General features: G+C 71.4%; 3 protein-coding genes. All 3 read right to left on the reverse strand.

Annotated elements, in window-relative coordinates; translation table 11 throughout:
- Positions 1-63: 63 nt before the first annotated feature.
- Genes ACSHXC_RS41370 through ACSHXC_RS41380 form a run of 3 tightly spaced genes read right to left on the reverse strand, consistent with a single transcriptional unit; the run spans position 64 to position 24,144 of the window.
- A complete protein-coding gene (locus tag ACSHXC_RS41370; protein ID WP_438297331.1) occupies positions 64-1,266 on the reverse strand; it encodes an NAD(P)/FAD-dependent oxidoreductase in 1,203 nt (400 codons plus the stop codon).
- Positions 1,259-17,647, reverse strand: coding sequence for an amino acid adenylation domain-containing protein (locus ACSHXC_RS41375; RefSeq protein WP_438297333.1), 16,389 nt, complete (start codon positions 17,645-17,647; stop codon positions 1,259-1,261). Before ACSHXC_RS41375 ends, ACSHXC_RS41370 begins: the two co-directional genes overlap by 8 nt.
- Positions 17,647-24,144, reverse strand: a complete 6,498-nt coding sequence (locus ACSHXC_RS41380) for an amino acid adenylation domain-containing protein (protein ID WP_438297335.1) — start codon at positions 24,142-24,144, stop codon at positions 17,647-17,649. Before ACSHXC_RS41380 ends, ACSHXC_RS41375 begins: the two co-directional genes overlap by 1 nt.
- Positions 24,145-24,387: the final 243 nt, after the last annotated feature.

Raw genomic sequence — 24,387 nt, forward strand, 5'->3', positions numbered from 1 at the left:
CACTGATGGATGGGGCGGGCCCCGCACGCAGCGGGACCCGCGGTGGAGCGGAGCGGGTGCCGGTTACGCGGCCACCTGATCCGCCATGAGTTCGAGGAGCTCGGGGGTGAGGAATTCATCGACCGGGCAGACGCCCGACATCGTCGAGAAATACCGGGAGGTGAGTTCGGGACTTGTGGAAATGGCGCGCAGCATGTCCAGCTGGTGGGCGGGCGCGGACAGCCGGCCCGTCTTCAGGGTGCTGCGGTAATAGGGCATGAGGGCCTCGGTCCGCTGGACCGCGAAACTCTCCAGCGCCGCCTCCAGGCGGTCGGGGTCCTGGAGGCTGTCGCCGATGCAGTCCACGAGGAGCTGGGACTGGAAGAAGCCGTCGGTGATCCCGCGTGCGGTGATCGAGTCCTTGTGATGTCCGGCGTCTCCGATGAGGGCCCAGCCGGGACCGGCGGCCTGCCGGAAGAAGTTGCGCTGGTCGCCGGTGCCGTGCACGCGCTCGAGCCGGCTGCCGCCCGCCATCTGTTCGCGTACCTCGGGCGCCGTCCGCGCCACGCATTCGAGCAGGCCGTTCAGGGCGTCGCCGCGGACGCTGCCGAACTCCGACTGGGGGAAGTAGCCCGCCACGAGCGTCGCGCCGTCGTTGGTCGGTACGGTGCCGACCCAGCGTCCCGGCGCCTCGAAGAGCCTGAACTGCTGTGGCAGGTCCGACCAGTAGGTGTAGTAGGCGCAGGTGAGGGACGGGTCCTCGATCACGAGCGGGGCCTCGACCTTGGCCGCCACCGTGGAGCGCATTCCGTCGGCGCCGATGACCAGCCGGGCGCGTTCGACGGTTTGGCCGCCGCCCCGGACGGAGCCGATGCGGACGCCTACGACCCGATCGTCCTCCCACACAAGGTCGTTCACCGAGCAGTTGTCGCGGAACTCCACTCCGGCGTCCACCGCGGCTTGCGCCAGGATCGAGTCGAGCAGGTAGCGCCGGGGCGCGTAGGAGGCCGCGTTGCCGTCGGCCGGCCAGGAGCAGCCTTCGAGCCTGATGTCGTCGATCGTGTAGCGGACGTTGTCGAGGGCCGGGGCGCCGGTGTTCACGACGTCGGGCAGCACGCCCCAGCGGTCCAGCTGCGCCACACCGGGCTGGTGGATGTAGAGGGTGGACAGGGTGTCCTTGGGGAACCGGGCCCGCTCCAGCATGAGCACCCGGTATCCGGCGCGCGCGAGCAACATGGCGGCCGGTGCTCCGGCGGCCCGTGCGCCAACCACAATCACGTCATACAAGAGATGCTCCCGAATTCGCCTTGATTTCCTTGAGGTGCCGGTTGATTACCTTGCAGATCTCGGCCGCAGGGCCCGGCATATTCATGCCGAGGTGGGTGGAGTGGATGTCCCACTCCTGTACGGAGCCCAGGATGTAGGGGGTCCAGTGGCTGCGGTACGAGTCGTCCGGGTTCAACGTCGCATTGAAGAACAGGGCGTCACCGTCGAATACGGGCGACTCGAAGTCCTTCATCATCGTGATGTGGCGCACCATGATGGCCGACGAGTTGTCGACGAGTGATTCCCGGTCGCCTTCGGTCGAGCCCGCCAGGGCCGGGAGCCGTTCCCCGAAGAATTCGCGCACCTCGGACACGTCGACCGTTTCGTTGTGCGTGAACCAGGAGGCGGGGACGCAGTCCAGCAGGGCGAGCGTCGCCACTTCGTGGCCCTGCTTCTGCAGCTCCGCAGCCATGGCCTGGGCGAGCGTGCCGCCGAGGGAGAGCCCCACCAGATGGAAGGGGCCCTGCGGCTGGACCTTGACCATCTGCTCCAGGTAGTCGGCGATCATCGCCTCGATCGATTCCGGCAGTGCCGTCCCGTCGAAGCCGCGCGCCTGGATCGCGTAGGCGGGGCGGTCCTCGCCGAGGTGTCCGGCGAAGCCCATGTAGGCCCAGGAGAGCCCCACACCGGGGTGGACGAACCACAGGGGCGCCTGGTCCCCGTCGGTCTTCAGCGGCAGCACGACACCGAACGGATCGGTGAATTCGGACGAGCCGGTGCCCGACGCCAGGTATTCGTTCAGCTCGACGACGGTGGGCGACTGGAACATGACCCGGATGGGGATCGCGACGCCGAGCAGCGTACGGATCCGGTTGATGAGCCGGCTGGCCAGCAGTGAATGCCCGCCCAGGGTGAAGAAGTCGTCGTCGATGCCGACCCGTTCGAGGCCCAGCACTTCGGCGAACAGTCCGCACAGCACCTCTTCGCGCGGCGTCCGGGGCGCCCGGTAGGCCCCGCCGGTGAACTCCGGCTCGGGCAGGGCGGCCCGGTCCAGCTTGCCGTTCGGGGCCAGCGGGAGCCGCTCCAGCGGCACGAAGGCCGCGGGGACCATGTAGTCCGGCAGGCGTTCCGAGGCCAGGTGGCGCAGTTCGCCGACGGAGAGGCCGTCGCTCGCCGGGACCACGTAGGCGACGAGTTGCCTGCCGGCGTTGCCGGCGCGGCCCTCGCGGGCGATGACGGCCGCCTGCGCGATGTCCGGGTGGGCGGTGAGAGCGGCCTCGACCTCGCCGGGCTCGACACGGAATCCGCGCACCTTGACCTGGGAGTCGTCGCGGCCCGCGTATTCGAGCCGGCCCTCCTCGTTCAAGCGGGCGAGGTCGCCGGTGCGGTACATCCGCGAGCCGGCGGGTCCGAAGGGGTCGGCGACGAAGCGTTCCGCGGTCAGGCCCGGACGGTCGTGGTAGCCACGGCCGATGCTCCCCGCGACGTACAACTCCCCGACGACACCGGGAAGTACGGGAGACAGCCCGGGACCGAGCACGTAGGTGCGCATGTTGCCCAGCGGCGTGCCGATGGGTGTGCTCCCCGAGCCGGTCCACTCCTCGTCGCCGGGGATGGCGAAGGCGGTGGCGTAGAAGGACTCGCTCTGCCCGTAGGCATTGACCACCCGCACGCCGGGGAATGCCTGGCGGGCCCGGTGCACCAGCGTCGCCGGCAGCGCCTCGCCGGCGAAGACAAGTGTCTCGACGGTGGTGTGGTCCGCGATCTGGTCGACGAGCTCGGCGAAGGCGGAGGGGACGGTGCTGATCACACTGCCCGTCCAGCCGTCGCGCTCGCCGAGGACGAGGACGTCACGGACCACTTCGATGCTGCCGCCCGAAGTGAGGGTGGTGAAGATCTCGAACGCCGAGACGTCGAAGTTGACCGAGGTGCTCGCCAGCGTGCGCCGGTCCGGACCCGTGCCCACCTGCGCGGCCAGCTTCAGCACACCGTTGACGACGGTGCGGTGGGTGATGGCGACGCCCTTCGGCGTGCCGGTGGAACCAGAGGTGTACATGACGTACGCCAGGTTCTCCGGCCGCAGCGGGGCCGTCAGTTCCCGGCCGGTGGGATCGGTGTCCGGTCCCGCCTGCTCGAAGTCGAAGGCGTCCAGGTGGAAGCGGACGCTGTCACCGGGTGGCAGCACGGACTCGGTGGCGGTGTTCGTGAGGATCAGTTGCGGCCGGGCCTCGCCGAGGATGGCCTCCAGTCGGTGGCTGGGGTACTTGGGGTCGATCGGCAGGTAGGCGCCGCCGGCCTTGAGCACCGCGAGCAGCGCGACGACCAGGTCCGCCGAGCGCGGCAGCGAGACAGCCACCACCGACTCGGGGCCGACTTCGCGCCGTATCAGTTCCCGCGCCAGCCGGTTGGCCCGCGTATTCACCTCGCCGTACGTCAGCGACTCGTCGTCGCAGACCACCGCCACGGCGTCCGGGGTCGCCGCGGCGTGGCGCTCGAACAGGGTGGGAACGGTCAGTCCGGGGGTGGACATGGCCGTGTCATTGAGTTCGAGCAGCCGCTCGTGCTCGGCCGGCTCCAGCACGTCCACCTGACCGACCGGCACGGTCGGATCGGCCGCCACCTGCCGCAGGATCCGCGCCAGCCGAGCCGCGATCGCCTCCACCTCGTCCCGGCCGAAGGCGCCCTGCTGGTACTGCAGCACCATCATGAGGTGCGGTTCGGCGCCGGCCATAAGGGCCAGCGGGTAGTGGGTGCCGGAGAAGGGCCGGATGCCGGTGAAGGCGATGCCCGCCGCCGTGTTGGCGTCGGTCAGGCCTTCCTTGTCCACCGGGAACGACTCGAAGACGACCAGCGTGTCGAACAGGCTTCCCTGGCCGAGGGACTGCTGGATGTCGCTCAGACCGTAGTAGTGGTGGTCGAGCAGGGCCGCCTGGCGCTTCTGCAGACCGGTCACCAGATCGGCCAGCGAGTCCCCCGGGGCGTATGCGACGCGGACCGGAAGGGTGTTGATGAACAGGCCGATGATCGAGTCGACGTCGGGCAGGGCGGGCGGGCGTCCGGAGACTGTGGCGCCGAACACCACGTCCTGACGGCCGGTGAGCTGGCCGAGCAGTACGCCCCAGGCGCCCTGGAGCAGGGTGTTGACGGTGACGCCCAGCTCGGAGGCGCGCCGGTTCAGGGCACGGGCCTCCTCCAGCGGCAGCGGGATGTCGATCTGTCCGACGCCCTCGGTGTCCGGGGCGGCGGGGGCGAGCACGGTGGGCTCGGCGCCGACGAGTTCCTCGGCCCAGGCCCGGGCGGTCGCGTCGTGGTCCTGCTGGGAGATCCAGACCAGGAAGTCCCGGAACCCGCGCACCCGCGGCAGCGCCGAGGCGTCGCCGCCGGAGCCGTACAGCCGCAGCAGATCCTGCATCAGGAGCGGGAACGACCATCCGTCGAACAGCACGTGATGGGCGGTCAGGACCAGCTCGGAGCGGTCCGGGCCCATGGTGACCAGCGTCAGCCGCAGCAGCGGAGGCTTGGCCGGGTCGAAGTGCTCGTGGTGGTCCTCGGCGAGGAGCCGCTCGAACGCCTCCTCACGGGCCGACTCCTCCAGGCCGCGCAGGTCGACCTCCCGCCAGGGCACCTCGACGTGGTCGAGGACGACTTGGACCTGGTTGCCGTCGGAGTCGGTGACGACCGCGGTGCGCAGGCTGGCGTACCGGTCGAGCACCGCCTGTCCGGAGCTGCGCATCCGGGCGGGGTCGACCTCTCCGGAGACGTGGAAGACGATCTGCATCTGGTACGCGTCGAAGGTGTTGTCGTCGAGCATCGTGGACTGGAAGAGCAGACCGGACTGGAGCGGGGTCAGCGGCCAGACGTCCGCCAGGCCGGGGTAGCGCTGCTCCCAGGCCTCGATGTCGCTTTGGCGCACCGACACCAGCGGCAGGTCCGAGGGGGTGAGCCCACCGGCGCCGGGAGCGGCGACGTGGCGGGCGAGCGCCGCCAGCGCCTCGCACCACAGGTCGGCCAGTTCCTGCACCTCTTCGCGGCCGAGCACGCCGGATGGGAAGCCGATCACCGCGCCGAGCTGCGGGCCCTGACCGGTGTCCAGGACTGCCGAGTTGATCTCCACGGTCGACATCGCCGGCATGTCGGCGTCCAGGGGCGCGTCCATGTCGGGCAGTTGGGTGAAGCCGAGCCCTCGGAGCTCCTCGGGCATGTCGGCCGAGGAGAACTGGCCCAGGTAGTTGAACCCGATCTGGCCCGCCGAGTGCTGTCGCAGCTCCGCCGCGGTCTCGGGGTTGAGGTAGCGCAGGAGACCGAAGCCGAGCCCCTTGTCCGGGACCGCCCGCAGTTGCTCCTTGACCGCCTTGACCACACCGCCCGCGGCCGGGCCGCCGGCGAACGCCTCGTCGAGGCTGAAGCCGGCGGTGTCCAGGCGGACCGGGAACATGCTGGTGAACCAGCCCATGGTGCGCGACAGGTCGGCGCCCGGCACCACGTCCTGCTCACGGCCGTGGCCTTCGAGGCGGATCAGTGCCGACGGCTCGGACACGCCGCGCCCACGACGCCACTTGGCGACCGCGAGGGCGAGAGCGGCGAGCAGGCCGTCGTTGACACCGCCGTGGAAGGCGGCCGGCACCGACGTGAGCAGCGCCTCGGTCACCGCCACCGGCAGTTGGATCTCAAGGTGTTCGACGGTGGACAGCACGTCCACCGCGGGGTCCAGCGGACGCGAGCCCAGGATGGGGTCGGGTCCGTCCAGCATGCCGCGCCACAGGTCGAGTTCGGCCACCCGCTCGGGGCTGCCCGCCTCGTCCACCAGGGCGTGCGTCCAGCGGCGCACCGACGTGCCGACCTCGGGGAGTTCCGGTGTCCGGCCGGCTCGGATCTGCTTCCACGCCTCGGCGAGGTCGGGGACCAGGATCCGCCAGGACACGCCGTCGACGACCAGGTGGTGCAGTGCCACCAGGAGTCGGCCGGCTCCCTGGTCGGGGTCGAACCAGACGAACTGGGCCATGACTCCGGCGGCCGGGTCGAGACGGCCGGTCGCGGCGTCCAGCTCTGCCGCGGCTGCCTGATCCCAGTCGCTCCAGGCGCCGTCGCAGGCGACCCGGTGCACCAGCGCGGCCACGTCGGCCGTACCGGGCTCGGTGATGTCCAGGGCGCCGCCGTCCTCCAGGAGGAGGCGGGAGCGCAGGATGTCGTGGTGGTCGACGACCGCACCCAGGGTGGCGACGAGCTGCTGCTCGTCGATCCCTTCGGGCAGTTCCAGCGCGATGGACATGGAGAACCGGTCGAAGCCGCCGCCGAGTTCGAGCATGTAGGCGCCGATGGGCAGCAGGGGGAGCCGGCCCACGCCGCCGCCTTCGAGCTCCTCGAGGACCTGGCGGGCGCCGAGGTCACTCGTGGCAACCTCGGCGAGCTCGCCGACGGTCCGCTGCTCGAAGATCTGACGTGGCGTCACCTCGATGCCCTGGGCCCGGGCCCGGGTGACGACCTGGATCGAGCGGATGCTGTCGCCGCCCACGGCGAAGAAGTCGTCGTCGAGACCGACCCGGTCCAGGCCGAGCACGTCGGCGTAGACGGCGGCGAGCGTCTGCTCGACCGCGGTGCGCGGCGCGCGATACTCGCCGCCGGTGAACTCCGGATCGGGCAAGGCGGCTCGGTCCAGCTTGCCGTTGGGGGCCAGCGGCAGCCGGTCCAGGACCACGAAGGACGACGGCACCATGAACTCGGGCAGCTTGGCGGCGACGAAGCGGCGCAGGTCGCGCGCGGACAGACCGGCGGTCATGTCCACTTCGAGATCGCCGAGCCCGTCGACGCTGTGGTCGGCGTCCACGCCGACCGGAACGACGTAGCCCACGAGCTGCTTGGAGCGGCCGGGCCCGTCGCGGACGATCGCCACTGCCTGGGCCACCTCGGGGTGGGCCGTCAGCGCGGCCTCGACCTCGCCGGGCTCGATGCGGAAGCCCCGCACCTTCACCTGGGCATCCCCGCGGCCGGCGTACTCCAGCTGGCCGTCGGCGTTCCAGCGGGCCAGGTCGCCGGTGCGGTACATCCGCGAACCGGCCGGGCCGAACGGGTCGGCGACGAAGCGCTCGGCCGTCAGCGCGGGGCGCCGGTGATAGCCGCGCCCGACGTTTCCGGCGACGTACAGCTCGCCCACTACGCCGACCGGGACCGGTTCGAGGCCGGGGCCCAGGACATAGGCGCGCATGTTCCCGATCGGGGCGCCGATCGGAGCGCTGCCCGCGCGTTCCCATCCCGCGCAGGGCGACATGGGGAACGTGGTGGCGTAGAACGACTCGGTCTGTCCGTAGGCGTTGACCACCCGGACGCCGGGGATCGTCTCCTGGACCCGGCGCACCAGCGAGGCCGGGAGCGCCTCGCCGGCGAACACGACGGTGTCGGCGTTGATCTCGCCGGCCGTCTGGTCGAGCAGCTCGGCGAAGACCGACGGGACGGTGCTGATGACGCCGCCGCTCCAGCCGCCGCGCTCGCCGATGACCAGGACGTCCCGGGCGATTTCAAGGGTGCCGCCGGTCGTCAGCGTCGTGAAGATCTCGAACACCGACACGTCGAAGTTGATGGACGTGCCCGCCAGGGTCCGGGTGCCCTCCACCATGCCGGTGGACGACGCCAGGCCCGAGACGCCGTTCACCACGTTGTGGTGGGTGATCGCGACGCCCTTGGGGCGGCCGGTCGAGCCGGAGGTGTACATCACGTACGCCACGTGCCCGGGCCGCGGCGCCGTGAGCCGCTCCGCGTCTTCGGCGCCGGTGTCCGGCCCGGTCGCGCCAAGGTCGAGGTCGCCGAGGAGCAGGCGCGGGATGTCGGTCTCCGGCAGGATCCCGACGGTCTCCGCGTCGGTCAGCAGCAGCGTCGGACGCGCGTCGGACAGGATGAAGTCGAGCCGGGTGCTGGGGTACTTGGGGTCGATCGGCAGATACGCACCGCCCGCCTTCAGCACGCCCAGGAGCGCGGTGACCAGGTCCGCCGAGCGCGGCAGCGACAGAGCCACCACCGTCTCGGGCCCCACGCCCCGTCCGGCCAGTTCGCGCGCCAGCCGGCCGGCCCGCGCATCGAGCTCCCGGTACGTCAGCGACTGTTCGCCGTGCACCACCGCGACCGCGTCCGGGGTTCGCGCGACCTGGCGCTCGAAGAGCCCGGGAACGGTTACGTCGGGGATCTCCACCGCCGTGTCGTTGAACTCGCGCAGCACCAGCTCCCGCTCGGCCGGCTCGACCAGTTCGACCGTGCCGACGCGCCGGCGCGGATCGGCCGCCAGCTGACCGACGACGCGGGTGAACCGGGCCGCGATGGCCTCGACGGTCTCGCGGTCGAACAGGTCGGTGGCGTACTCAAGATGGCCGAGGACGCCCATGCCGGGCAGGTCGGCCATGTTGAAGAACAGGTCGAACTTCGCGGACTCGTTGCGCACCCGCTCGAACTCCACCCGCACGTCGGGCAGGGTGAAGTCCTTCCGGGCGAAGTTCTGCCAGGCGAACATCACCTGGAACAGCGGCGAGTACGCGGTGGAGCGCTCCGGGTTCAGCTCCTCCACGAGGCGCTCGAACGGAACGTCCTGGTTGTCGTACGCGGCCAAGGACTTGTTCCGCACCTGCTGGAGCAGTTCCTCGAACGAGAGGTTTCCCGACAGGTCGGCGCGCAGCACCCAGGTGTTGACGAAGAACCCGATGAGGTCCGCGAGGCCCTCGTCGGTGCGGTTGGCGATCGGGGATCCGATGGTCACGTCGTCGCCCCCGCCGAGGCCGTGCAGCAGCACCGCGAGGGCCGACTGCAGGACCATGGACACGGTCACGCCGTGAGTGCGGGCCAGCTCGTCGACGGCGGCGATCACGTCCGGTGCGAGGCCGAACTCCACCGTGTCGCCGCGGTGGCTGGCGGCCGGCGGGCGCGGGCGGTCCGCGGGCAGCTGAAGCGGCTGCGGAACTCCCGTCAACTCCTCGCGCCAGTACCGGACTTGGGCGGACAGCGCGCTGTCGGGGTCGTTCTCGTCCCCGAGCACCTCGCGCTGCCACAGCGTGTAGTCGACGTACTGCACCGCCAGGTCCGCCCACTGCGGGGCCTCGCCCTCGCGGCGTGCGGTGTAGGCGGTGGCGAGGTCCCGGGCCAGGGGCGCCATGGATTCGCCGTCGCTGGCGATGTGGTGGATCAGCAGTACCAGGACGTGCTCCTGCTCGCCGACCCGGAACAGGGTCGCCGCCACCGGGATGTCCGAGGACAGGTCGAACGGGTGGGCCACGGCCTCGGCCATGGCGTCGGCCAGGCTTTCGGCGTCCGTCTCGACGACCGGCATGTCCAGGGTGGCCTCGTGCGCCGGGAGCACTCGCTGGTGCGGGACGCCCTCGGCGTCCTCGACGATCAGCGTGCGCAGGCTCTCGTGCCGGGCCACGACGTCCCGTACCGCCGACTCCAGCGCGGCCACGTCCAGGGTGCCGGTCAGCCGCAGCGGGAAGGGCGCGTTGTAGGTGGCCGAAGGGCCCTCGAACTTGTCGATGAACCACAGGCGGCGCTGCGCGAACGACAGCGGCACCAGGTCCGGCCGGTGCTCCGCCCTGTGCAGCTGCGGCCGTGCCCGCGAGCCCGAGGACAGGTGTCCGGTGAGCTCCACGACGGTGGGCGAGTCGAACACCGTCCTGATGGGAACCTCGATGCCCAGCGACGTACGGATCCGGCTGACGAGCCGGGTCGCCAGCAGGGAGTGCCCGCCGATGTCGAAGAAGTTGTGGTCGATGCCGACCTGGTCGAGTCCGAGGACCTCGGCGAACAGCGCGCAGAGGACCTCTTCCTGCGGGGTCCGCGGTGCCCGGTAGGTGTCGCCGGTGAACTCCGGCTCGGGCAGGGCCGCCCGATCCAGCTTGCCGTTGGGGGCCAGCGGCAGCCGGTCCAGGACCACGAAGGCCGACGGCACCATGAACTCCGGCAGCTGGGCCGCCACGAATTTGCGCAGCTCGTCGATGTCGGCGCCGGCGCCGTCCTCGCCCGCCGCGGCGGGGACCGCGTAGGCCACGAGCCGCTTGCCGGAGCCCGTTTCGCGGGCGACGACCGCGGCTTGCGCGATGCCGGGGTGGGCGGTGACGGCTGCCTCGATCTCGCCGGGTTCGACGCGGAAGCCGCGTACCTTGACCTGCGCGTCGTCGCGGCCGACGTACTCCAGCTGGCCGTCGGCGTTCCACCGCGCGAGGTCACCGGTGCGGTACATGCGCGAGCCCACGGCGCCGAAGGGGTCGGCGACGAATCGCTCCGCGGTCAGTGCGGCCCGGCCCAGGTAGCCGCGCGCCACGGCGCCGGCGATGTACAGCTCGCCCACCACTCCCGGGGGGACCGGCAGGAGGCCGGGGCCCAGGACGTAGGCGCGCATGTTTCCGATCGGGGTGCCGATCGGAGCGCTGCCGGTTCCGTCGCCGGAGTCCGAGGAGGTGGTGGCGTAGAAGGACTCGGTCTGTCCGTAGGCATTGACCACCCGTACCCCGGGCATCGATGCACGGATCTTGTGTACCAGCGATGCGGGGAGCGCCTCGCCGGCGAACACCAGTGTCTCGGCGCTGATCCGGTCCTCCAGCCGGTCGATCAGCTCGGCGAAGACGGACGGGACCGTGCTGATGACACTGCCCGTCCAGCCGTCGCGCTCACCGAGGACCAGGGCGTCGCGGACGACCTCGATGCTCGCGCCGCTCGACAGTGCGGTGAAGATCTCGAACACCGACACGTCGAAGTTGATGGAGGTGCTCGCCAGCATACGCGAGCCCTCCTCTGCGCCGACGCGCGAGGCGAGCTGCGTCACGCCGTTGACGACGGTGCCGTGCGTGATCACGACGCCCTTGGGGGTCCCGGTGGAGCCCGAGGTGTACATGACGTAGGCCAGGTGCTGGGGGTGCAGCGGTGTCGTGCGGTCCTCGTCGCGCAGCGGTGCACCGTTGCCGGCGCCGTCCCCGTCGAGGTCGTCCAGGTGGAGGTGGGCGATGTCGGTGGGCGGCAGCACGTCCGCGGTCGCGGCATCGGTGAGGATCAGCCGCGGCCGGGCCTCGGACAGGATGAAGTCCAGGCGGTGGCTCGGGTACTTCGGGTCGATCGGCAGGTATCCGGCACCGGACTTGAGGATGGCGAGCATCGCCACCACCAGCTCGGCGGAGCGCGGCAGGGCGAGGCCCACCACGGTCTCCGGGCCCGCCCCGCGCCCGATCAGCTCGCGGGCCAGCCGGTTGGCCCGCACGTCCAGCTCCCGGTAGGTCAGCGAGGTGTCCTCGAAGACCACCGCGACGGCGTCCGGGGTGCGGGCCGCCTGGCGCTCGAACAGTCCGGGGACCGTCAGCTCGGGGGCCGGCGCGGCCGTGTCGTTGAACTCGACCAGGAGCCGGTCGCGTTCGGCCGCCTCCAGCACGTCGACCTGGCCGACGCGCACCTGCGGGTCCTCGACGAGCTGCTGCAGGATCCGCTGGAACCGTGCGGCGATGGTCTCGACGGCGGCGCTGTCGAAGAGGTGGTGCTGGTATTCCAGGGCGACGCGCAGCCGTGGTTCGGCGGTGGCCGTCACGATCATCGGGTAGTGGGTGCCGCTGAGCGGGCTGATGCCGGTGACGGCGATGCCCGCCGCCGAGTACGCCTCGGAGATGCCCGCGCGGTCGATCGGGTAGGAGTCGAACACCACGATGGTGTCGAAGAGCGACTTGAGACCGGTGGCGTGGTGGATCTCGGCGAGGCCGTAGTGCTGGTGGTCCAGGAGCGCGCCCTGGCGGTCCTGGAGGCCGGTCAGTACCTCGCCGAGGGTGTCCGCGGGGGCGCAGTCCACCCGCACCGGGAGGGTGTTGATGAACAGTCCGACCATGGAGTCCACGCCCGGCACCATGGGCGGGCGGCCGGACACCGTGGTGCCGAACACCACGTCCTGACGGCCGGTCAGCCCGCCGAGGAGGAGGCCCCAGGCGGCCTGTACGACGGTGTTCATGGTGACGCCCAGCTCGGCGGCGCGCCGGGACAGTTCCTGGGAGAGCTCGGCGGTCAGGGGGACGTCGACCTGGCCGATGCCCGTGGGTGCCGCGTCGGACGACACGGCGGCGGGGACGAGCAGGGTGGGCTCCTCGATCCCGGCGAGCTCGTCGGCCCACACCCGGGCGGCCTCGTCGCGGTCCTGCTGCGACAGCCACACCAGGAAGTCCCGGTATCCGCGCACCCGGGGCAGCGCCGAGGCGTCCCCGCCGGAGCCGTAGAGCCGCAGCAGGTCCTCAAGGAGCAGCGGCACCGACCAGCCGTCGAACAGCACGTGGTTGGCGGTGAAGACCAGCTCGGCCCGGTCCGGGCCCATGGTCACCAGGGTCATCCGCAGCATCGGCGGCGTGACCGGGTCGAAGTGCGTGGCGTGGTCCTCGGCCAGCAGCTGCTTGAGCGCCGCGCCGCGCGCCTCCTCGCCGAGGCGGCTGAAGTCGACCTCCCGCCAGGGCAGTTCGACGTGGTCGAGGACGACTTGGACCTGGTCTCCTGCCGCGTCGGCCACGAACGCGGTGCGCAGGGCGGCGTAGCGGTCCAGGAGAGCCTGGCCGGCGGCCCGCATCCGGGACGGGACGACCTGCCCGGACAGGTGGAACACCATCTGCATCTGGTAGGCGTCGAACGCGGCGTCGACCATCAGGGTGTGGAACAGCAGACCCGACTGCGTCGCGGTCAGCGGCCAGACGTCCGACAGGCCCGGGTACTGCTGCTCCCACCGGTCGATCTCGCGCTGGGTGGCCGACACGAGTGCCAGGTCCGAGGGTGTGAGTCCGCCGGCGCCGGGCTGCTCGGCGTGCCGGGCCAGGGCTTCGAGCGCGGTCCGCCAGTAGTCGGCCAGTTCCTGTACGTCGGCCTCGTCGAGCACTCCGGTGGCGAAGCCGAGCCGGGCGCTGAGCTGCGGGCCGTGCTCGCCGTCGGTGACGATGGCGTTCAGGTCGAGCGTCGAGAGGGCGGGCATGTCGGCGTCCGGGTCGGCGACCAGTTCGGTGGTCCCCTCGGCCTGGGTCCAGCCGAGGCCGCGCAGGTGCTCGGGCATGTCCGTGGTCGAGTACCGGCCCAGGTAGTTGAAGCCGATCTGGCCCGTGGAGTGCTGCTTCAGCTCCGCCGCGGTCTGCGGGTTGAGGTAGCGCAGCAGGCCGTAGCCGATGCCCTTGTCCGGGATGGCGAGGAGCTGTTCCTTGACGGCCTTGATCGCTTCGCCCGCGGACGCGCCGCCCGCGAAGGCCTCGTCGAGGTCGACGCCGGCGAGGTCGAGCCGGACGGGGAACATGGTGGTGAACCAGCCCACGGTGCTGGACAGGTCCGCCCCTGGGACGGCGTCCTCCTCGCGGCCGTGGCCTTCGAGGCGGATCAGCGTCGAGGGCTCCTCGATGCCGCGTGCCCGGCGCCAGCGGGTGACCGCGAGGGCGAGGGCGGTGAGCAGGCCGTCGTTGACGCCGCCGCGGAAGGTCGCGGGCAGGGTGTTGAGCAGGGTCTCGGTGATCGTCTCCGGCAGCCGTACCCAGATGTGCCCGGACTTGGAGACGACGTCGACCTCGGGGTCGAGGGGGCGGCTGCCGAGGACCGGGTCCGGTCCGGCGACCACCTCGCGCCACAGGTCGAGTTCGGCGACCCGCTCGGGTGATGCGGCGGCATCGACGAGGGCGTGCGCCCAGCGCCGGGCCGAGGTCGTGGTGGCCGCGGGCTGCGGTGTGCGACCGGCTCGTACGTGTTCCCAGGCGGCGGCGAAGTCGGGAAGCAGGATGCGCCAGGACACCCCGTCGATCACGAAGTGGTGCAGCACCACCAGGAGGCGGCCCGGGGCGTCGCTGCCCGCGTCGAACCACACGAACTGCGCCATCGTCCCCGCGGCCGCATCGAGCCGGCCGGTGGCCGCGTCCAGTTCCGCGGCGGCGAGTTGCTGCCACTGCTCGTTCCAGCGGCCGTCGCACTCGACGCGGTGGATCAGGCTCGGCACGTCCACCGTGCCGGGCGCGTCGACCTCCAGGCCCCAGTCGTCGCCGGACACCAGGCGGGAGCGGAGCGCGTCGTGGCGGTCGAGGACCGCGCCGAGGGTCGCGGCGAGGCCCTCCTGGTCGATGCCCCGAGGCAGTTCCAGGACCAGGGACATGGAGAACCGGTTGATGCCGCCGCCCAGTTCCATCAGGTACTTGCCGACGGGCAGCAACGGCATCCAGCCGACGCCGCCGCCTTCGAGCTCCTCCAGGACGACGCCCGCTCCGGCGGGGCCGCCGGCCTGGGCGACCTGGGCGAGTTCGGCCACTGTGCGGCTCTCGAAGATCTGCCGGGGGGTGACCTCGACGCCCTCCGCCCGGGCCCGGGAGACCACCTGGATCGAGCGGATGCTGTCGCCGCCGATGGCGAAGAAGTCGTCGTCGATGCCGACCCGGTCGAGGCCGAGGACCTCGGCGTAGACGGCGGCGAGGACCTGCTCGGCGGGAGTGCGCGGCGCGCGGTACTCGCCGCCGGTGAACTCCGGTTCGGGCAGGGCCGCCCGGTCCAGCTTGCCGTTGGGGGTCAGCGGCAGCCGGTCCAGCATCACGAACACCGAGGGGACCATGAACTCGGGCAGCTTGGCGGCCACGAAGCGGCGCAGGTCGCGGGCCGAGACACCGGCGGTGATGTCGATGTCGAGGTCGCCGAGGCTCTCGACGCTGCCCAGACCGCTCTCCTCGACCTCCACCGGGACGACGTAGCCGACGAGTTGCTTGCCGGTGCCGCTGCGGCCCTCGTGGACGACCACCACGGCCTGGGCGACGCTCGGGTGGGCCGTCAGCGCGGCCTCGATCTCGCCGGGCTCGATGCGGAATCCGCGTATCTTCACCTGGGAGTCGTCACGGCCGGCGTACTCCAGCTGGCCGTGGGCGTTCCAGCGGGCCAGGTCGCCGGTGCGGTACATCCGTGCCCCGGGCGGGCCGTAGGGGTCGGCGACGAAGCGCTCCGCGGTCATCTTGGTCCGGCCGTAGTACCCGCGGGCCACATTGCCCGCCACGTACAGCTCGCCCACCACGCCGACGGGGACCGGCTCCAGGCCGGGACCCAGGACGTAGGTGCGCATGTTCCCGAGCGGAGTGCCGATCGGGGCGCTGCTCGCGCCGTCCCACTCCTCTTCGGGCAGCAGGGCGAAGGTGGTGGCGTAGAAGGACTCGGTCTGTCCGTAGGCGTTGACCACCCGGATGCCGGGGATCGTCTCGCGGACCCGGCGCACCAGCGCCGGCGACAGCGCCTCGCCGGCGAAGACGACGGTCTCGGCGCTGATGTCGCCGCCCACCTGGTCGAGCAGTTCGACGAAGACGGACGGGACGGTGCTGATGACTCCGCCCGACCAGCCACCGCGTTCACCGATGACCAGGACGTCCCGGGCCACTTCGAGGGTGCCGCCGGTCGACAGCGCGGTGAACAGTTCGAACACCGACACGTCGAAGTTGATGGAGGTGCCGGCCAGCAGCCACGTGTTCGAGTCCACTCCCACCGCGGACACCAGCCGCGTCACACCGTTGACCACGGTGTGGTGGGTGATCGCGACGCCCTTGGGCTGCCCGGTGGAGCCGGAGGTGTACATCACGTACGCGATGTGGTCGGGTCGCAGCGGGGAGAGCCGCTCGGCGTCCTGGAGCGGCGTGCCGTCCGCGTCGCCGGTCAGGTCGAGGTCGCTGAGGAACAGGCGCGGGGTGTCGGTCTCCGGGAGGATCCCGACGGTCTCCGCGTCGGTCAGCAGCAGCTGCGGGCTGGCGTCCGAGAAGATGAAGTCGAGCCGGGTGCTGGGGTACTTGGGGTCGATCGGCAGATACGCGCCGCCCGCCTTCAGCACACCGAGCAGCGCGACGACCAGGTCCGCCGAGCGCGGCAGCGAGAGCGCCACCACCGTCTCCGGGCCGACGCCGCGCCGGACCAGCTCACGCGCCAGCCGGTTGGCCCGCGCGTCCAGCTCTTGGTACGTCAGCGCGGCGCCGTCGAAGACCACGGCCTCGGCGTCCGGCGTCCGGGCCACCTGCCGCTCGAACAGCTCGGGAACCGTCACCAGGGGGGTCGGCCTGGCCGTGTCGTTGAACCCGCGCAGCACCAGCTCCCGCTCGGCCGGCTCCAGCACGTCCGCCTGCCGGACCGGCTTGTCCGGGTCGGCCACCATCTGCTCGATGACGCGGACGTAGCGGGCCCCGATGGCCTCGACCGTCCCGTGGTCGAAGAGGTCGGTCGCGTACTCGATGTAGACGAGCATGCCCGGCTTGGTGGGGTCGGCGAAGTAGTTGAACTCCAGGTCGAACTTGGCCGACGAGGTCGCCTGGACCTCCAGGCGCGCCTGCAGCCCACCGGGCAGTTCGAGGTCGATCCAGCGCTCGTTCTCCCAGGTGAACATCACCTGGAACAGCGAGTGGTAGGCGGTGGACCGCTCCGGGTTCAGCTCCTCCACCAGGCGCTCGAAGGGTGCGTCCTGCTTGTCGTAGGCGGCCAGCGCCTTCTCCTGGACCTGCCCGATGAGCTGGTTGAACGTCGGGTTGCCCGACAGGTCCGTGCGCAGCACCCAGGTGTTGACGAAGAACCCGATCAGGTCCTGGAGTTCGTCGTCGGTACGGCCCGCGATCGTGTTTCCGATCGGGATGTCCTCGCCGGCGCCCAGGTGCTGGAGCAGAACCGCCAGGGCCGTCTGCATCACCATCGGCACCGACACGTCGCGGTCGAGGGCGAACTCCTCGACGGCGGCGAGCAGTTCGGGTTCGATCGGGAACTCCACGATGCCGCCGCGGTGGCTGGCGGCCGGCGGGCGGGGGCGGTCGGTGGGCAGGCGCAGCGGCTGCGGAGTGCCCGTGAGCTCGTCGCGCCAGTACTTCACCTGGGCCGACAGGACGCTGTCGGGGTCGTCCTCGTCGCCCAGCACCTCGCGCTGCCACAGGGTGTAGTCGATGTACTGGACCGGCAGCTCGGGATAGTCCGGGGCCTCGCCCAGGATCCGGGCCGTGTAGGCGGTGTCCAGGTCGCGCGCCAGCGGAACCACCGACTCTCCGTCGCTGGCGATGTGGTGGATCAGCAGCACGAGGACGTGCTCCTGCGGTCCGGAGCGGAACAGGGTGGCGCGCACCGGGATCTCGGTGGCGAGGTCCATCGTGGCTCGGCCCGCCTGGTCGACGGCGTGGTCCAGCGCGTCGGGCGCCACCTCGACGACCGGCACCTCGAACATGAGCTGGTCCACCGGCACGACCTGCTGGGACGGAACGCCCTCGGCGTTCGCGACGATCAGCGTGCGCAGGCTCTCGTGCCGGACCACCACGTCGCGTACGGCTGCCTGGAGTGCCGCCACGTCCAGGGCGCCGGTCAACCGCACCAGGAACGGGACGTTGTACGTCGCCGAGGGGCCCTCGAACTGCTCGATGAACCACAGTCGGCGCTGCGCGAAAGACAACGGGATCATTACTGTCCACTCCTGTTCATCTTGCGCAGACGGGGGCGACTCGACGTGTTCGCACTCTTCACCGTGCGCGACAATTCAGCGATGTTGCGGTGTTGGAAAATGGCTCGGATGGTCACAGAGACTCCGAGGGTCTTGCGGATGCGGCTGGTCAGGCGGGTCGCCGTCAGGGAGTTGCCGCCGAGTTCGAAGAAGTCGTCGTCGATGCCTACGCGTTCGAGGCCGAGGACTTCGGCGAACAGCTCGCAGAGCTTCTCCTCCTGCTCGCTGCGCGGGGCGCGGTAGGCGGGGCCGGCGGATCCGGGATCGGGCAGGGCCGAGCGGTCCAGCTTCCCGGCCGGGGTCAGCGGCAGTTCGTCGAGAACCACGAACGCCGCGGGGACCAGGTACGCGGGCAGGCGCTGCTCGGCGAAGGCGGTGAGTTCGCCGGTGTCGGCGCCCGCCTCTGCGACCACGTAGCCGACCAGTCGCCTGGTGTCGCCGTCGTGGGCGGCCACCACCGCCTGGCTCACCGAGGGGTGCTGCTGCAGGACGGCCGCGACCTCGGCCGGTTCGATCCGCTCGCCGCGGATCGTCAGCTGCGTGTCACCGCGCCGTACGTGGGCGAGGTGGCCGTCGGCGTGCCGTCGGACCAGATCGCCGGTGCGCACCATCCGCGATCCGGCGGGGCCGAACGGGTCCGCCACGAAGTGCGCGGAGGTGAGTTCGGCACGGCCTTGGTAGCCGCGCCCCAGGGTGGTGCCGGCTATGTACAGCTCGCCGACCGCGCCCGGCGGAACCGGGGTGAGCCCGGCGCCGAGCACATAGGTCCGTACGGAGGGAAGGGGTGTTCCGAGGGCCGTCTCGCCCCCCGGGGCCGGCTCGTCGCCCTCCTGCGGCGCGAAGGCGGTGGCACCGAAGGATTCGCTCGGCCCGTAGGTGCCCACGATCCGGGCGCCGGGAACCGCCTGGCGTATCCGCTGCACGAGCGGTGCCGGCAGCGGCTCGCCCGCGAACAGGATGGTGTCGGCGGTGATGTCGCCCGCCTCGTCGAGGAGTTCGGCGAAGGCCGACGGAATCGCGTTGATCACGCCGGAGCGTCCCGCGAAGTCGGGTGTCTCCCCGGCCAGTTCGACGCTGCCGCCGGTGCAGAGCGCGCTGAACAGGGCCAGCGCCGTGACCTCGGAGGTGCTCGTCGCCGCTGCCAGTACGTGGCTGGCGGGGGTGTCGGCCGGGTGCGCCGCCAGTCCCGGCACGCCGCCGGTCACGTTGCCGTGGGTGAGGGTCACTCCCCTCGGTCCGCCGGGATAGCCCGATGTGTAGGTCAGCCAGGCCACGTGGTCCGGGAGCAGCGGCCGTATCCGGTCCCGGTCGCCGAGGTTGCCGTCCGTCGCTTCCGGGTCGGCGGTGATCTCGTCCAGGCGCAGGTGCGGAACTCCGTGCTCCGCCAGGGAGGTTGTGGCGCCGTCCGTCAGGATGAGCGCCGCTCCGGCGTCCGCGAGGAGGGACGACAGATGATGGGCGGGGGCCTTGGGGTCGAGCGGAAGGCAGCCGCCGCCGGCCTTGAGCACCGCGAGGACCGCGGCCACGTGGTCGGGGCTCTGCGGCAGGGCCACGGCCACGACCGTCTCGGGGCCGATGTCTCGGCGGACCAGTTCGTGGGCGAGGCGGTTCGCCCGTGCGTTGAGCTCGCGGTAGGTCCACGAGACGTCGCCGCGGACGACCGCGACGGTGTCCGGCGCGGCTTCGGCGTGTCGCTCGAACAGCTGCGGGATCGTCGTCGCGGGCCCGGTCACGGGCGTGGCGTCGAGCCCGGCGAGCAGCTCGCGCTCGGCCTGGTCGAGCACGTCGACGCGTCCGACCCGTTGGGCGGGGTCTGCTCCCAGTTGGCGCATGATGCGCCCGTAGCGGGCGGCGATGGCCTCGGCCGTGCTCCGGTCGAGAGCGTTCTGCTGGTACTGGACGGTCAGGCGCAGTCCGTCGGACTCGATGAACACCAGCAGGGTCACCGGGTAGTGGCTAGCGGTGAAGGAGCGGATCCCGGTGACGGATATGCCGGCCGCCCGGCAGGCCTCGGCGATGCCGACTCGGTCGAGGGGGAAGGACTCGAACCCGATGATGGTGTCGAACAGCGCTTCCAGACCGGTCGCCGCGTAGATCTCGGTCAGCCCGTAGTGGTGATGGTCCATCAGTGCGGCCTGTCCGCCCTGCACCGCGGTCAGCAGCTCGGCGAGCGTGTCCCGCGGAGAGGTCCGCACGCGCACGGGCAGGGTGTTGAGGAACATGCCGACGATGGCGTCGACGCCGGGCACCGCCGGCGGCCGGCCGGACACGGTGGACGCGAAGATCACGTCCGAACGGCCGGTGAGCTGGTTCAGCAGGATCGCCCAGGCGCTCTGGACGACGGTGTTCAGGGTGACGCCGAGGTCGGCCGCGCGCCGCATCAGGTCGCGGGCCTCCTGGCCCGACAGCTGGACATCGACCTGCCCGATCCCGGTCCCGCCGTCGCTGTGCTCCGCGTCGGCGCCGGGGACGAGCAGGGTGGGCTCGCCCACCCCGTCGAGTTCCCGCGTCCACACCCGGGCCGACTCGTCGGGGTCCTGCTTGGACAGCCAGTCCACGAAGTCCCGGTAGCTGCGCACCCGCGGCAGGACGGAGGCGTCCCCGGCGGATCCGTACAGCTTCAGCAGGTCCTGCATCAGGAGCGGCACCGACCAGCCGTCGAACAGCACGTGGTGGGCGGTCAGGACGAGTTCGAAGCGCTCCGCCTCCATCTTGACCAGGGCGAGGCGCAGCATGGGCGGCGCGACCGGGTCGAAGTGGGTGCGCAGGTCCTGGGCCAGGAACTGTTCGAACGCCTCGGCGCGTTCGGCCTCGCCGAGGCCGCTGTAGTCGAGGTCCTGCCAGGGCAGCGGGATGCTCTCCGAGATCAGCTGGACCAGGTCGCCGTTGGAGTCGGGCCGGAACGCGGCCCGCAGGCTGGGGTGCCGGTCCAGGAGTGCCTGCCCTGCGGCGAGCATCCGCGCCGGGTCTACCTGGCCGGACAGGTGCAGCGCGTACTGCACCTGATAGGCGTCGAACGTGGAGTCGTTGAGCTGGGAGTGGAACAGCAGGCCCGACTGCAGCGGGGTGGCGGGCCAGACGTCCGAGAGCCCGGGGTAGCGCCCCTCCCAGGCCTCCAGGTCGCTCTGGCTCACCGGCACCAGGGGAACGTCCGACGGGGTCAGACCGCCGGCGTCCGGCTGGGCGACGTGTTGGGCCAGGCCGTTCAGGGCGGCGCACCACAGGTCCGCAAGCTCCCGCACCTCGGCCGGGGTCAGGACGCCGGTGGGGGCGGCGAACACGGCGCCGAGACGGGGGCCTTGGGGGGTGTCGGTGACGCTGGCGTTGATGTCGAGTTCGGCCGGGGCCGGCATGCGGGCGTCCTGGCCGGCGTCGAGCTCGGCGAGTTCGGCGATGTCGGTGGCCTGGGTCCAGCCGAGGCCGCGCAGGTGCTCGGGCATGTCGGCGGCGGTGGAGAACCGGCCGAGGTAGTTGAAGCCGACCTGTCCGATGGGGTGTTCGCGCAGGACCGCGGCGGTGCGGGGGTTGAGGTGGCGCAGCAGGCCGTAGCCGATGCCCTTGTCGGGAATGCTCCGCAGCTGCTCCTTGACCGCCTTGAGTACGCGGCCCGCGGCGGGGCCGCCCGCGAACGCGTCCTGGAGGTCCACGCCAGTGAGGTCGAGACGTACCGGGAAGGCGCTGGTGAACCAGCCCACCGTGCGGGACAGGTCCGCGCCGGGTACCACGTCCTCTTCGCGGCCGTGTCCTTCGAGGCGGACCAGGGCCGAGGTCTCCTCGATGCCGCGGATGCGGCGCCACTGGGCGAGCGCCAGGGCGAGGCCGGCGAGCAGGCCGTCGTTGACGCCGCCGCGGAAGGCCGCGGGGACGGCCGTCAGCAGAGCCTCGGTGACTGCGGCCGGGAGCTCCACGTGCGTCTTCTCGACGGTGGACACGACGTCCACCGCGGGGTCCAGGCGCCTGGTGCCGAGCACCGGGTCCGGGCCCTCGACGATCGAGCGCCACAGCTTCAGCTCCGCCGCCCGCCGGGGGCTTGACGCCTCGTCGGCCAGGGCGTGGGCCCAGCGGCGCACCGACGTGGCCACGTCGGGCAGTTCGGGGGTGGCACCGGCCCGGACCTGCTTCCAGGCGGCCGCGAAGTCGGGCATCAGGATCCGCCACGACACGCCGTCGATCACGAGGTGGTGCAGGGCGACCAGAAGGCGGCCCGCGCCGGCGGGCTCCGGGTCCTCACCGGGCTCCGGGTCGAACCACACGAACTGCGCCATCACTCCGGCGGCCGGGTCCAGGCGCTGCGCGGCGCCGTCCAGTTCGCTCAGCAGCGTCCGGGTCCAGGACTCGTCCCAGCGTCCGTCGCAGGCGACCCGCCGGATCAGCGGATCGGCCCGGACCGAGCCGGGCGGGGTGACCTGCAGGCCTCCGCCGTCCTCGGGCACGAGGCGGGACCGCAGCAGGTCGTGGTGGTCGAGGACCGCGCCCAGGGTCGCGGCGAGGCCGGCGCGGTCGATGCCCTCGGGCAGGTCGAGCACCATGGCCTGCAGGAAGCGGTCGAAGCCCGGTCCCCACTCGCGGATCCACTGTGCCACCGGCAGCAGTGGCATCCCGCCCGTGCCGCCGCCCTCCAGCTCTTCGAGGACCGGTCCGGCGCCGGCTTCGCTGTTGGCGGCGGCGACCTCGGCCAGTTCGGCCACGGTGCGGCGCTCGAAGATCTCGCGTGAGCTGAGCACCAGGCCGTGGGCCCGGGCCCGGGTCACGACCTGGATCGACTGGATGCTGTCGCCGCCGATGGCGAAGAAGTCGTCGTCGATGCCGACGCGGTCGAGGCCGAGGAGCTCGGCGAACAGCCCGGTCAGGATCTCCTCGTGCTCGGTGCGCGGCGCCCGGTAGACCCCGCCCCGGAACTCCGGCTCCGGCAGCTTGGCCTTGTCGAGCTTGCCGTTCGGAGTCAGCGGCAGCCGGTCCAGGACGGTGAACGTCGCGGGGATCATGTAGTCGGGCAGGCGCTGCGCCAGGAACGGCCGCAACTCCCCGACCGCGAAGCCGGATTCGAAGGCGATGGCGCCGTAGGCGCCGTTCTGGGCGCCGTGGTCCTGCTCGGCGGAGCCGGCCGGGACGACGTACCCCACCAGCTGCTTGCCTCTGCCGGAGCCCGCTGCCTCGTGGGCGATCACGGCGGCGTGCGCCACGCCGGGGTGTGTTTCGAGCGCCGCCTCGATCTCGTGGAGTTCGATCCTGAACCCGCGGATCTTGACCTGGGTGTCGGCCCGCCCGTGGAAGATCAGGTCGCCGTCGGGCGTCCATTCCGCGAGGTCTCCGGTGCGGTACATCCGCTCTCCGGGGTCACCGAACGGGCAGGCCACGAAGCGCCCGCTGGTCTGTCCCGGACGGCCCAGGTATCCGCGGGCCAGGGCGGCACCCGACACGTACAGTTCGCCGACCTCCCCGGCCGGCACCGGCCGCAGTCGGGCGTCCAGCACATAGGTCCGGGCGTTGTTGATCGCCGTTCCGATGGGCGGCACCCGGCCGTCGCCGGGCAGCGGCGCGCTCATGGTGGCGCAGACGGTGGTCTCGGTGGGCCCGTAGGCGTTGATCATCCGTCGGCCGGCCGACCAAGTCGCCGCGAGTTCCGGCGAGGTCGCGTCGCCGGCGACGACCAGGGTCTCGACGCTCGCCAGTGAGGCGGTGGGCACGGCGGCGAGCACCGGCGGCGGCAGCGTCACGTGGGTCACGCCGTGGGCCGCGATCGTCTCGGCCACCGGGCTGCCCGGGGCCAGGTGGTCCTTGTCGGCCAGCACCAGCGTGGCGCCGGAGAGCAGGGCCATGCACAGTTCCCACACCGAGGCGTCGAAGCTGGGGGAGGCGAACTGCAGTACCCGGCTGTCGGCGGTCACCTTGAGCCGGTCCGTCTGCGTCGCGAGCAGGCTGGCGAAGCCGGTGTGGGTGACCTGCACGCCCTTGGGGCGTCCCGTGGAGCCCGAGGTGTAGATGACGTACGCGGTGTTGGTGGCCGTCGCCGGGATGCGTTCGTCCGCCGTCAGCGGGGCGGGGTCGAGGCTGGCCACCGACTGGGCGATGGCCGGGTCGTCGAGGCGCAGTACGGGGACGGACAGCTCGGGCAGTTCCCCGGCCGTTGCCACGTCCGCGAGGATCAGGCGGGCCGCGGAGTCCTCCACCATGTAGGCGAGCCGGTCGGCCGGGTAGGCCGAGTCCATCGGCAGATAGGATCCGCCGGCCTTCAGCACGGCGAGGACCGCCACGGTCCATTCCGGCGAGCGGCGCATCGCGATGCCCACGACCGATTCGGGTCCGACGCCGCGCCGGGCCAGCAGGCGCGCCAGCCGGTTGGCGTGCTCGTCGAGTTCCCGGTACGTCAGCTGAATGTCGCGGAACACCACCGCGACCGCACCCGGTGCCGTCGCGACCTGCCGCTCGAACAATTCAGTGAACGTCTCCACCGGCACCGGAACCTCCGTGTCATTGAGCTCACCCGGCAACGAATTCTGCCCAAAGGAACACAAGGGACTTCCCCCAGAGTGGTTAGACGTCAGCGAAAAGGGCATGGATCGATTAGGGACCATGCATCCAGAAAAGAGCGGAAGGACCGCTTGACCGCTGGGGCGAGATTTTCTCTGCACCCGTAATTCGAAGGTCTGGCCGATAGCGTAGACCAGGTTTGAGCCAGACCGATATGAAAGCGCTACAGA

The sequence above is a fragment of the Streptomyces sp. HUAS TT7 genome, assembly GCF_051550175.1.
Classification (GTDB): domain Bacteria; phylum Actinomycetota; class Actinomycetes; order Streptomycetales; family Streptomycetaceae; genus Streptomyces.

What these genes read in the sequence shown, in the direction of transcription:
- ACSHXC_RS41375 (WP_438297333.1), bottom strand. Translation starts at nt 17,647, where the DNA reads ATGATCCCGTTGTCTTTCGCGCAGCGCCGACTGTGGTTCATCGAGCAG.